The organism is Streptomyces sp. NBC_00358, assembly GCF_036099295.1.
GTDB lineage: Bacteria > Actinomycetota > Actinomycetes > Streptomycetales > Streptomycetaceae > Streptomyces.
Genome location: NZ_CP107976.1, coordinates 4257832 through 4269861 on the forward strand (window position 1 = coordinate 4257832; position 12030 = coordinate 4269861).

General features: G+C 70.1%; 10 protein-coding genes. 7 read left to right on the forward strand and 3 right to left on the reverse strand.

Features of this window, described 5'->3' with window-relative positions; translation table 11 throughout:
- Positions 1–32 precede the first annotated feature (32 nt).
- Positions 33–1451: an MFS transporter gene (locus OHT01_RS17910; protein WP_328554146.1), complete on the forward strand. Its 1419-nt coding sequence runs from the start codon at positions 33–35 to the stop codon at positions 1449–1451.
- Between the two features lie 96 nt (positions 1452–1547).
- Here the strand turns inward: OHT01_RS17910 and OHT01_RS17915 are convergent, their stop codons facing one another.
- Complete coding sequence (locus tag OHT01_RS17915; protein ID WP_328554147.1) at positions 1548–2045, reverse strand: MarR family winged helix-turn-helix transcriptional regulator; 498 nt, start codon at positions 2043–2045, stop codon at positions 1548–1550.
- A gap of 115 nt (positions 2046–2160) precedes the next feature.
- On the opposite strand from OHT01_RS17915, the gene OHT01_RS17920 reads away from it, so the two are divergent.
- Together OHT01_RS17920 and OHT01_RS17925 are read left to right on the forward strand one after the other, a co-directional pair.
- Positions 2161–2928 (forward strand): SDR family NAD(P)-dependent oxidoreductase, encoded by a 768-nt coding sequence (locus OHT01_RS17920; protein WP_328554148.1) that lies wholly within the window; start codon positions 2161–2163, stop codon positions 2926–2928.
- Positions 2925–3101 (forward strand): hypothetical protein, encoded by a 177-nt coding sequence (locus tag OHT01_RS17925; RefSeq protein WP_328554149.1) that lies wholly within the window; start codon positions 2925–2927, stop codon positions 3099–3101. The genes OHT01_RS17920 and OHT01_RS17925 overlap by 4 nt, the downstream gene beginning before the upstream one ends.
- A gap of 108 nt (positions 3102–3209) precedes the next feature.
- Here OHT01_RS17925 and OHT01_RS17930 read toward each other — a convergent pair whose 3' ends face one another.
- Complete coding sequence (locus OHT01_RS17930) at positions 3210–4403, reverse strand: RtcB family protein (protein ID WP_328554150.1); 1194 nt, start codon at positions 4401–4403, stop codon at positions 3210–3212.
- Positions 4404–4604: 201 nt separating this feature from the next.
- Here OHT01_RS17930 and OHT01_RS17935 point away from each other — a divergent pair, with 201 nt between their 5' ends.
- The 3 genes from OHT01_RS17935 (at position 4605) to OHT01_RS17945 (ending at position 8043) form a co-directional block, all read left to right on the forward strand.
- The gene (locus tag OHT01_RS17935; RefSeq protein WP_328554151.1) at positions 4605–5453 is read left to right on the forward strand and encodes a DUF3558 domain-containing protein; all 849 of its coding nucleotides are present in this window, start codon (positions 4605–4607) and stop codon (positions 5451–5453) included.
- Positions 5454–5597: 144 nt separating this feature from the next.
- Positions 5598–6527: a DUF3558 domain-containing protein gene (locus OHT01_RS17940; protein ID WP_328554152.1), complete on the forward strand. Its 930-nt coding sequence runs from the start codon at positions 5598–5600 to the stop codon at positions 6525–6527.
- A 163-nt stretch (positions 6528–6690) separates the two neighbouring features.
- Positions 6691–8043 (forward strand): DUF2637 domain-containing protein, encoded by a 1353-nt coding sequence (locus OHT01_RS17945; protein ID WP_328554153.1) that lies wholly within the window; start codon positions 6691–6693, stop codon positions 8041–8043.
- 144 nt (positions 8044–8187) lie between these two features.
- Here the strand turns inward: OHT01_RS17945 and lysS are convergent, their stop codons facing one another.
- On the reverse strand, positions 8188–9930 hold the full coding sequence (gene lysS, locus OHT01_RS17950; RefSeq protein ID WP_328554154.1) for a lysine--tRNA ligase: 1743 nt from the start codon (positions 9928–9930) through the stop codon (positions 8188–8190).
- A 163-nt stretch (positions 9931–10093) separates the two neighbouring features.
- On the opposite strand from lysS, the gene argS reads away from it, so the two are divergent.
- Positions 10094–11863, forward strand: coding sequence for an arginine--tRNA ligase (gene argS / locus OHT01_RS17955; RefSeq protein ID WP_328554155.1), 1770 nt, complete (start codon positions 10094–10096; stop codon positions 11861–11863).
- The last annotated feature ends 167 nt before the right edge of the window (positions 11864–12030 follow it).

A 12030-nucleotide genomic window follows, 5' to 3' on the forward strand; every position in this document is an offset into this window, starting at 1 on the left:
CGGGCCGCACTCCATGCCCGACATTTATCTGCGTGACACAGACACTGCATGACACACATGAAACGGGGCACCCTTCCGCCCGCATCCGCTGGGCGATCCTCGCCGTCGTCCTCGCCGCCGACGTCCTGGACCTCCTCGACGGCACCATCACGAACATCGCCGCCCCGACCATCGCCCACGACCTCGGCGGCGGCACCGCCCTCATCCAGTGGCTCGGCGCGTCCTACGCCCTCGCGCTCGGCGTCCTGCTCGTCCTCGGCGGACGGCTCGGCGACACGTACGGCCGCCGCCGGCTCTTCCTGACCGGCCTCGCCGGCTTCACCGCCGCCTCCCTCGCCTGCGGCCTCGCCCCGACGCCGGGAACCCTCGTCGCCGCCCGCCTGGCCCAGGGCGCCTTCGGAGCGCTCGTCATCCCCCAGGGCTTCGGCATCATCGGCGCGACCTGGCCGAGAGACCAGATCGGCAAGGCCTACAGCCTGTTCGGGCCGGTCATGGGCCTGTCCGCCGTCGGCGGCCCGATACTCGCCGGACTCCTCATCGACGCCGACCTCGGCGGTCTCGGCTGGCGCCCGATGTTCCTCGTCAACATCGTCCTCGGCGGCGCCGCGCTCCTCGCCGCCGTCCGACTGCTCCCCCGCGACACCGGCGACCGCACGACCACCGTCGACATCCCCGGCTCCGCCCTCCTCGGCGCCACCATGCTCGCCCTGCTCGCCGGCCTCATCCAGGGCTCGGCCCACGGCTGGGGCGCGCTTCCCGTCCTCCTCCTGCTCACCGGCCTCGCGTTCTTCGCCGCGTTCTGCCACCGCCAGCGCACCGCGCCCAGCCCGCTGATCCGGCCCTCCCTCCTGCACAACCGCGGCTTCACCTCGGGACTGGTCCTCGGCATCGTCTTCTTCGCCGCGGTCGCCGGCCTCCTGTACGTCGTCTCCCTCTTCCTCCAGCAGGGTCTCGGCCGCTCCCCCGCCGCCGCCGCGCTCGCCCTGACACCCCTGTCGGCGGGCATCGTCATCGCCTCGATCGCCTGCTACCGCCTGATCGGCCGCCTGGGCCGCCGCCTCGTCCTCGTCGGCTTCCTCGTCACCCTCGCCGGGACGGCCCACCTCCTGGCCCTGATCACCGTCTCCGGCACGGACACCGGGGGCTGGGCCCTCGTCCCCCCGCTGTTCGTCGTCGGCCTCGGCATGGGCGCCTGCTTCGGCTCGCTCTACGACGTCACCATCGGCGACATCACACCCGCGGAGGCCGGCAGCGCGGGCGGCTCACTCGGCGCGGTCCAGCAACTCGCCAACGCGATCGGCGCCGCCGCCGTCACCACCGTCTACTTCCGGACCGACGGCGGCACGGCCCACGCCACCACCGTGAGCCTCACCGTGGTGGCCGCCCTCACCCTCCTGTGCTGCCCCCTCGTACGGCTGCTGCCGCTCAAGGCACCGGAGCAGCACCACTAAGGGCACCCGAGCCGCCCGCTCACCGCCCCCGAGGACCGGGCGGAGCACGCCGTCGAGAGAGGACGGAGGAGGAGGTCCCGCCACGGACCGCGTGCGCTACGGCCCGGCGTCCGGGGCTTCCCGGAAGTCCCCGGACCGCAGCCGTGCGATCTGCTCGGCGCTGAAGTCGACCGTGCGGCGCATATGCCCGATGATCAGGGTGACCTCGGCGTCGTCGAGCCCGTCGAACAGGCCGTACCAGCCGCCGCCCAGCCGCTCCCACATCCGCCCGAACTCGGCGATCTTCTCCGGCACCGTCGACACCAGCACCCGCCGGCGGTCGACCGCATCGCGCTCCCGCACGACATAGCCGGCCTTCTCCAGCCGGTCCACCAGCCGCGTCGCCGACCCGGTCGTCAGCCCGGTCATCCCGGCGATCCGCCCGGTGGTCACCGGCCCCGCCTCCAGGCTGAGCAGGTTCACGCACTGCACATCCGTCGGATGCAGCCCGACGTGGTCGGCGAGGGCCTGGTTGAACAGCGCGTACGAAGCCATGTACCGCCGCGACACGACCGCCAGCTCCGCCAGCAGCCGCTCCCGCGCTTCCCCAGCCATACCGGCCCCTTCCACCGCGCCAACAGAAATCGTACGGCCCCACCTATCCTTGCCCCAGACACCCCAGACACCCCAGACACCCCAGACACCCCAGGCACCGCCAAGGAGCAGCCGTATGACCCCCGCCGCCGCGTCCCGTATCGCCGTCATCACCGGTGCAAGCAGCGGAATCGGCGCCGCGACGGCCCGGCAGCTCGCGGCCGAGGGCTACCGCGTCGTCCTCACCGCCCGCCGCAAGGACCGCATCGAGGCGCTGGCCGAGGAGATCACCGCGGCCGGCGGCCAGGCGACCGCGTACGCCCTGGACGTCACCGACCGCACCGCGGTCGACGAGTTCGCGACGGCGTTCAGGACGATCGGTGTGCTGGTCAACAACGCGGGCGGCGCGCTCGGCGCCGACCCGGTCGCGACGGCGGACCCGGCCCAGTGGCGCCAGATGTACGAGACGAACGTCATCGGCACCCTGAACGTCACCCAGGCCCTCCTCCCGGCGCTCACCGCCGGCGGCGACGGCACGATCGTCGTCCTCTCCTCCACGGCGGGCCACGGCACGTACGAGGGTGGCGGCGGCTATGTCGCCGCCAAGCACGCAGAGCACGTCCTCGCGGAGACCCTGCGCCTGGAGATCGTCGGCACGCCCGTCCGGGTCATCGAGGTCGCCCCCGGCATGGTCAGGACCGACGAGTTCGCCCTGACCCGCTTCGGCGGCGACGCCGAGAAGGCCGCCAAGGTCTACGCGGGCGTGGCCCAGCCCCTCACCGCCGACGACGTCGCCGAGACCATCACCTGGGCCGTCACCCGCCCCAGCCACGTGAACATCGACCTCCTCGTCGTCCGCCCCCGCGCCCAGGCGTCGAACACGAAGATCCACCGAGAGCTGTGACACCCGATCCGGCGTCACCCCCGGAGCGGCCGACGCCCCCGGACGGCGAACAGGCCCGCCTCGCCCTGGAGAAGAAGCGCGAACGGTACGTCTGGTACTACCTCGCCTACTTCCTCTTCGGCATCCACATCGTGGCCTTCGTCATGATCTACGCGGTCCTGCACGCGAAGTGACCGCACCGGGCGGCGGGCGGTTCCGCGCAGCGCTCGTCGGCACCCACGCGAAAGGGTCCGAGCCGTCAACGGCTCGGACCCTTCGGGCGGTTCAGGACCTCGCGCGCGTCAGCCCTTCACGCAGACGACCTGCTTCAGCTTCGCCACGACCTCCACGAGGTCACGCTGCTGCTCGATGACCTGCTCGATCGGCTTGTAGGCGCCCGGGATCTCGTCCACGACGCCGGAGTCCTTGCGGCACTCCACGCCCCGCGTCTGGTCCTCCAGGTCCTTCGTCGAGAAACGCCGCTTCGCCGCGTTGCGGCTCATGCGCCGACCCGCGCCGTGCGAGGCCGAGTTGAAGGACATCTCGTTGCCGAGGCCCTTCACGATGTACGACCCGGTCCCCATCGAGCCCGGGATGATGCCGAACTCCCCGGCCCGCGCGCTGATGGCGCCCTTGCGCGTGACGAGCAGGTCCATTCCGTCGTAGCGCTCGATGTTGACGTAGTTGTGATGGCAGCTGACCTCCGGCTCGAAGGTCGGCTTCGCCTTCCTGAACTCCTTGCGGACCACGTCCTTCAGGAGCGCCATCATGAGCGTGCGGTTGTGCTTCGCGTACTCCTGGGCCCAGAACAGGTCGTTGCGGTACGCCGCCATCTGGGGTGTGTCCGCGACGAAGACGGCGAGGTCACGGTCGACCAGGCCCTGGTTGTGCGGGAGCTTCTGGGCGACACCGATGTGGTGCTCGGCCAGTTCCTTGCCGATGTTCCGCGAACCGGAGTGCAGCATCAGCCAGATGGAACCGGTCGTATCCGTGCAAACTTCTACGAAATGATTTCCGGATCCGAGCGTTCCCATCTGCTTAATGGCCCGGTCCTGACGGAACTTGACCGCTTCGGCCACCCCGTCGAACCGTCCCCAGAAGTCGTCCCACCCGGCGGTGGCCAGGCCGTGGAAGCCGTCCGGGGTGACCGGGGAGTCGTGCATCCCGCGGCCCACCGGGATCGCCTCCTCGATCTTCGAGCGGAGCCGCGAGAGGTCGCCCGGCAGGTCGTTGGCGGTCAGCGAGGTGCGGACCGCGGACATCCCGCAGCCGATGTCGACACCGACCGCGGCCGGGCACACCGCGTCCCGCATCGCGATGACCGAGCCGACCGTCGCGCCCTTGCCGTAGTGGACGTCCGGCATGACGGCCAGCCCCTTGATCCACGGCAGGGTCGCCACGTTCTGGAGCTGACGGAGGGCGACGTCCTCGACCGAGGCCGGGTCGGCCCACATGCGGATGGGAACCTTCGCCCCCGGCACCTCTACGTACGACATATCGTCCTCTATCCCCAGAAAACCAACAGAAGTCTTAAATCGCAAAACCGGCGCCTAGGTCGACGTATGGGACAACGGACCGGCGTCCACGGCTGTGCGTGCGATACACATTGTCTCCAGGGGTCGCCCCCGTGCGGCAACCCAATAACCACAGGACACCCGGGCCGAAGCGCCGTCGGGACCGTCGAGAGGAGCCTGACCGTGCAGCGGAAGGCGTACGTTTCGGGCGCCGCCGTGCTCCTCGCGGCATTGCTGGCGGGCTGCACGGGCGGTACGGGCGTGGGGAGTTCGGCTCCGGACTCCAAGGGTGGCGACACCGGCACCACGGCCCCGGCCGCCCAGCCGGGCAAGTACCGCACCCTCCCGGAGGCGTGCGGCGCGGCCGATCACGACACGCTCGACGAGCTGCTGCCGGGCATCCGGCAGACCTCCGACGAGACGCAGCAGGAGAAGGAGTACGCGGGCGACGCCACGCTCACGTACGACACGGACCGGCGCGACGGGTGCAACTGGAAGGTGGATTCCGCCTCGGCCACCGATCACCTCTTCGTCGACTTCGAGCGCGTGGTCTCGTACGACAGCGCGGTGAGCGACGAGAGCAAGGCCGAGGAGCTGTACGGCGCCAAGCAGACGACGGCCGACCTTCCGGCGCCCGCCGCGTCCGCCACCGGCGAGGCCGGTCCGAGTCCGAGTCCGAGCGGCAGCGCCACCACTCCGGGAGACGACAACACCGGTGCCGGCGGCGACAACGGAGACGCCTCGGGCGACCCGGGCGCCCCGTCCGCCTCCGCCTCGCAGACTCCGGCCGAACTCCAGCCGCGCGTCCTGGACGGTCTCGGCGACCAGGCGTTCATCGACGACAAGCTGAGCACCGGCTCGTCGACCGGCCGGCAGCGCACGGTGACTGTGGTGTTCCGCACGTCGAACGTCATCGTGACGATCGAATACGCCGAGCAGCCGACGGCTTCCGCCGAGGCCCCGGACAGCAAGGAAATGCAGGACAGGGCGTGGAAACTGGCCCGGAAGCTGGCCGACAAGCTCAACGGCTAGCGGCCCGACGGCCCCTGGGGCGCCCCGGCGCAAACCCCCCGAACGGGAACCGCCCGGATGCCTCACCGCGTACCGTGGCCCCTCGGACCCGACCGGCCGCACGCCCCATGTGCGGTCGTACCACGAGCCACGAGCGAAGGAACCATGCACCGACCAGTACAGCGAGTAGGCCGAGAACCGCGACTCACCCGCATCCTTGTCAGCGCAGCAGCCGTCCCGGTGATGCTCGTCGCCGCGGGCTGTTCCTCGGACTCCGGCTCCGGTGGCGACGCACAGCAGAGCGCGAGCGCGGCCCCCGGTGCGACGGTGTCCGCGAGCGCCTCGGCCGACGCCGTCCAGCCCGCCCGCTACGCGGCGCTTCCCAAGGCCTGCTCGGTGCTGTCGAAGAAGACACTGGACGAACTGGTCCCGAAGGCCCCCAATTCGGGCAAGTCGGGAAAGTTGGACGACCCGGCGCAGCGCGGCAACTGCAACTGGAGCAGCCTCGACAACAACGGGGTGAAGGGCTCCCAGTTCCGCTGGCTGAACGTGGCGCTGCTGCGTTTCGACTCGGACGCGCGGAGTGAGGGCAACTCGCAGGCGCACACGTACTTCGAGAAGCAGGTGGCGGGCGCGCAGTCGGTGGCGGGCGCGGTGGGCGCCAAGTCGGAGCCGGTCGCCGGGACGGGCGCCGAGGCGACGGCCGTACGGTACGGCCTGAAGAAGAAGGAAGGCGCCTTCAAGCAGCAGACGATCGTGGCGCGCGTGGAGAACGTGGTCGTCACGGTCGACTACAACGGTGCCGGTCTCGCGGGTGAGAAGACCCCGGACACGGCCGGCCTGCTGAAGGCGGCCGAGAAGGCCACGAAGGAAGCGGTGGCGGCGGTGTCCACCACGAACGGCGACGCTGGTGCGGCGAAGGGGGCCTCGCCGGATCCGGGGTCCTCGTCGAAGGCGCCGTCCCGCTCCGCGTCGCCGTCGGCCTCACCGTCGAAGAGCGCCGCCAAGAGCGCGTCCAAGGCCGGCTCCGGGACGGATCCCGAGGCCGGCACCGGCAGCGCCTCGCCGTCGCAGTCCGCGGCGAAGAGGAGCTGACCCGGTCATATCGGGATCCGGGGCTCAACTCGCCGCCCCGGAAGGACAGTTACTGGGGCTCGGTCCTCTCGGGGACCGGGCTCCGCCCATACCGCGCATCCGTACGCCACACACATGTGCCACTCTGTTGCGCGCAACAACAAGCAAGGGGAGGGGAGTACAGGTGGCCGCGCCCATACAGCTGACACGGATGCACAAAATTCTCATCGGCGTGGTCGTCGCCGGTGCGCTGGTCATCGCCGGGATCGGCTTCGCCGGTTCGTACGCGGCGGTCCGTGAGCTGGCGATCAAGAAGGGCTTCGGGAACTTCTCGTACGTGTTCCCGATCGGCATCGACGCGGGTATCTGCGTCCTGCTCGCTCTGGACCTGCTGCTGACCTGGATCCGCATCCCGTTCCCCCTGCTGCGCCAGACGGCGTGGCTGCTGACGGTGGCGACGATCGCCTTCAACGGCGCGGCGGCCTGGCCGGACCCGCTGGGTGTCGGCATGCACGCCGTCATCCCGATCCTGTTCGTGGTCTCCGTCGAGGCGGCCCGCCACGCGACCGGCCGCATAGCCGACATCACCGCCGACAAGCACATGGAAGGCGTCCGCCTCACCCGCTGGCTGCTTTCCCCGGTCCCCACGTTCCTGCTGTGGCGCCGGATGAAGCTGTGGGAGCTGCGCTCCTACGAGCAGGTCATCAAGCTGGAGCAGGAACGTCTCGTCTACCAGGCCCGCCTGAACTCCCGCTTCGGCCGCGCCTGGCGCCGCAAGGCCCCCGTGGAGTCCCTGATGCCGCTGCGCCTGGCGCGCTACGGCATACCCCTCTCGGAGACGGCCCCGGCAGGTCTGGCGGCGGCGGGCATCGAGCCCGCACTCCTGCCCCCGGCACCCGCACCGGTCCAGGCGCCCGTTCCGGCCGCCACCGGCCCGGCGCCCGAGCACCTGGAGCTGGAGTCGAACGGCACCGCCGGTCAGCAGCAGCCCCAGTACGGCCGGCAGGGCGGTCCGTACGAGGAGCAGTACGAGGACCGGCGCCGGGGCCAGTACCCGGGGCAGGCGGAGGAGCCGGTCAGGAGCCCGTGGTTCGCCGCGCCCGACCCCCAGGAGATCCCGTACGACGGCGGCTACGACCCGTCTTTCGCGCAGGAGGAGCAGTACCAGCAGTGGTACGCCGAGCAGGAGTCGCAGGCGTACGAGCCCGGTCCGGAGGAGACGGGCACTTTCCCTATCCCGGCGGGACCCGGCCGCACGCGCCAGCTGGGTGAGGGCGGCGGCCCGGAGCAGCTGCCCATCCCGTCCCCGCGCGAGGAGCAGTCCCCGCTGGCCGACGAGAAGTCCCGCGAGGAGAGCTTCTACCAGGTGTTCCGCCAGTCGATAATGCCCGGCCAGGGGCTGCCGACGAAGGGTGAGTTCGGCGGCAACGTCGAGGCCACCTACGGGGTGACGCTCACGGACAGCGAGCTGAGGCGCTACATGAACCGCTTCCAGAACCGTTTCAACACGGAGCTGGAGGAGGACCACATCGCGTAGGGCACGTCGGCGCGCGATTGTCCCGGCGGGTGAATGTCCCGCCGCGTGAGTGTGCCGACGTATGAGGTCGTGAGGTTGTACGAGGAAGGGGCCCCCGGTAGTCACCGGGGGCCCCTTCCTCGTACTCCGTAAAACGGTGTGCGGTTACGCGCTGAGCAGCTTGCGCACCCGGTCCTGTCCGACGGCGAGCAGCAGCGTGGGCAGGCGCGGCCCGGTGTCGCGGCCGACGAGCAGGTGGTAGAGCCGGGCGAAGAAGGTGCGCTGGGCGACCTTGATCTCGGCGGGGAGTTCCTTGGCGGTGGCGTCGGCGGGGAAGCCCGCCTGGACCTTGGGAACTCCGTAGACGAGGTGGGTGAGGCCGTCCAGGGACCAGTTCGCCTCCAGTCCTTCGAGGAGCAGGCGCAGCGACTCGCGGCCCTGGTCGTCGAGGGACTTCAGGAGCTCGACGTCGGGTTCGCCGCGCACGACGGTGCGCTCCTCGGCGGGGACCTGGGTGTTGATCCAGGTCTCGGCCTTGTCGAGGCGGGGGCGGACCTCGTCGAGGGAGGCGAGCGGGTTCTCGGGGTCGAGCTCGCTCAGGATGCGCAGCGTCTGGTCCTCGGCGCCGGCGGTGATGTCGGCGACGGAGGCGAGGGTGCGGTACGCCATCGGGCGGGGGGTCCTGGGCAGGTCCCCGGCGGCGGTGCCGACGGCACGGGTGTACGCGGCGGCGTCGGCCGGGAGGACCGAGCCCTCGGCCACCTTGCCGGCGAGCTTGTCCCACTCGTCGTAGAGCCGCTGGATCTCCTGGTCGAAGGCGATCTTGAACGACTGGTTGGGGCGGCGGCGGGCGTACAGCCAGCGCAGCAGTTGCGGCTCCATGATCTGGAGCGCGTCGGCCGGGGTGGGGACCCCGCCCTTGCTGCTGGACATCTTGGCCATGCCGGAGATGCCGACGAAGGCGTACATCGGTCCGATGGGCTGCTTGCCGCCGAAGAGTCCGACGATCTGGCCGCCGACCTGGAAGGAGGATCCCGGGGAGGAGTGGTCGACACCGCTCGGCTCGAAGACGACGCCCTCGTAGGCCCAGCGCATGGGCCAGTCGACCTTCCAGACCAGCTTGCCGCGGTTGAACTCGCTGAGCAGGACGGTCTCGGCGAAGCCGCAGGCGGAGCAGGTGTAGGACAGCTCCGTCGTCGTGTCGTCGTAGCCCGTGACGGTGGTCAGGTCCTTCTCGCACTGCCCGCAGTAGGGCTTGTACGGGTAGTACCCGGAGGCGGAGCTGCCGTCGTCCTCGGCGGCGGCGCCCGATCCCTCGGCCGCTTCGAGCTCGGCCTCGTCGACCGGCTTCTGGCCCTGCTGCTTCTTGGCGGGGGCCTTCTTGGTGCGGTACTGGTCGAGGATCGCGTCGATGTCACCGCGGTGCTTCATCGCGAACAGGACCTGCTCGCGGTAGGTGCCCGCGGTGTACTGCTCGGTCTGGCTGATCCCGTCGTACTCGACGCCGAGCTCGGCGAGCGCCGCGGTCATGGCGGCCTTGAAGTGCTCGGACCAGTTCGGGTACGCCGAGCCGACGGGCGCCGGGACGGAGGTCAGCGGCTTGCCGATGTGCTCGGCCCACGACTCGTCGACGCCCGGGATGCCGGCCGGAACCTTGCGGTAGCGGTCGTAGTCGTCCCAGGAGATCAGGTGGCGCACGGTGTGCCCGCGGCGGCGGATCTCGTCGGCGACGAGGTGCGGGGTCATGACCTCGCGGAGGTTGCCGAGGTGGATCGGACCGGACGGGGAGAGCCCGGACGCGACGACAACAGGTTTGCCCGGGGCCCGACGCTCCGACTCCTCGATGACCTCATCCGCGAAACGGGAGACCCAGTCGGTGGTCTCGGTGCTCTGAGCCACGATGCGCACGTCCTTCTTCCTCAATACGCCGGTACGGCTGACGCGACCATTCTCCCAGCTCGGGCCTCAACCGCGAAAACGGCTTTTCACCGCGTGGGATACTGGCTTTCCTTGTACTCAGAGTCTCCGTATTCAGAGTCTCCGGAACCCGAGCAGAAACGGCAGCCACTCCATGGCCTCGGTCACGTCCCTCACCGCTTCCGTCCATCAGCGCCTCGCGGACGCCCTCTCGGCAGCTCTGCCCGAGGCCGGTTCCGCTGACCCGCTGCTGCGCCGAAGCGACCGGGCCGATTTCCAGGCCAACGGGATCCTGGCCCTCGCCAAGAAGGCGAAGGCGAACCCGCGCGAGCTGGCGACGCAGGTCGTGTCCCGGGTCGAGTCGGGTGACGTGATCCAGGACATCGAGGTCTCCGGGCCCGGCTTCCTGAACATCACGATCACCGACCGGGCGATCGTGTCGAACCTGGCGGAGCGGTACGCGGACGGTGAGCGCCTCGGGGTGCCCCTCGCGGCGAACCCCGGCACGACGGTGATCGACTACGCGCAGCCGAACGTGGCCAAGGAGATGCACGTCGGGCATCTGCGGTCCGCGGTGATCGGTGACGCGGTGGTGCAGATCCTGGAGTTCACGGGCGAGTCCGTCGTGCGCCGGCACCACATCGGCGACTGGGGCACGCAGTTCGGCATGCTCATCCAGTATCTGATCGAGCACCCGCACGAGCTGGACCACAAGGGCGGCGAGGTCTCCGGCGAGGAGGCCATGTCGAACCTGAACCGGCTCTACAAGGCGGCGCGGACCGTCTTCGACTCCGACGAGGAGTTCAAGACGCGGGCGCGGCGCCGGGTGGTGGACCTCCAGGCGGGTGAGCCCGAGACGCTGGCCATGTGGCAGAGGTTCGTGGACGAGTCGAAGATCTACTTCTACTCGGTCTTCGACAAGCTGGACATGGAGATCCACGACGCCGACGTGGTGGGCGAGTCCGGCTACAACGACATGCTGGACGAGACGTGCCGGCTCCTGGAGGAGTCGGGCGTGGCGGTCCGTTCGGACGGCGCGCTGTGCGTGTTCTTCGACGACGTGAAGGGCCCGGACGGCAACCCGGTGCCGCTCATCGTGAAGAAGTCGGACGGCGGCTACGGCTACGCGGCGACCGACCTCTCCGCGATCCGTGACCGCGTCGTCAACCTGAAGGCCGACAGCCTGATCTACGTGGTGGACGCCCGGCAGTCCCTGCACTTCAAGATGGTCTTCGAGACCGCGCGCAGGGCCGGCTGGCTGAACGACGACGTCAAGGCCCACCAGCTCGCGTTCGGCACGGTGTTGGGCAAGGACGGCAAGCCGTTCAAGACGCGTGAGGGCGAGACGGTCCGGCTGGTCGACCTCCTCGACGAGGCGATCGACCGGGCGACGGCCGTCGTGCGGGAGAAGGCCGAGAAGGTGGGCCTGAGCGAGCGGGAGATCGAGGAGAACGGCCGGTACGTCGGCATCGGCGCCGTGAAGTACGCGGACCTGTCCACCTCGGCCGTGCGGGACTACAAGTTCGACCTGGACCAGATGGTCTCGCTGAACGGTGACACGTCCGTGTACCTCCAGTACGCGTACGCCCGTATCCGGTCGATCTTCGGCAAGGCCGGCGACCGTGCGCCGCTGGCCCACCCGGAGCTCGAACTGGCCCCCGCGGAGCGGGCGTTGGGTCTGCACCTGGACCGGTTCGGCGAGACGCTGGAGGAGGTCGCCGCCGAGTACGCCCCGCACAAGCTGGCGGCGTACCTGTACCAACTGGCCTCGCTCTACACGACGTTCTACGACCAGTGCCCGGTCATCAAGCCGGCTCCGGCGCAGGAGGTCGCGGAGAACCGGCTGTTCCTCTGCGACCTGACGGCCCGCACGCTGCACCAGGGCATGGCCCTGCTGGGCATCAGGACGCCCGAGCGGCTCTGATCACGGCTTTCGTGAAGAGCCCCGCACCCAGGATCACCGGGGTGCGGGGCTCTTCGCCGTCCGGGGGCGCTCCCGCGGTGCCTCCCGGGTGAACGCGCACCACAACAACGCCTCGCCACCCCCTCCATGTCTCGCCGGAGGCCCGGGCCGTGTTCCCCGGAACCCGG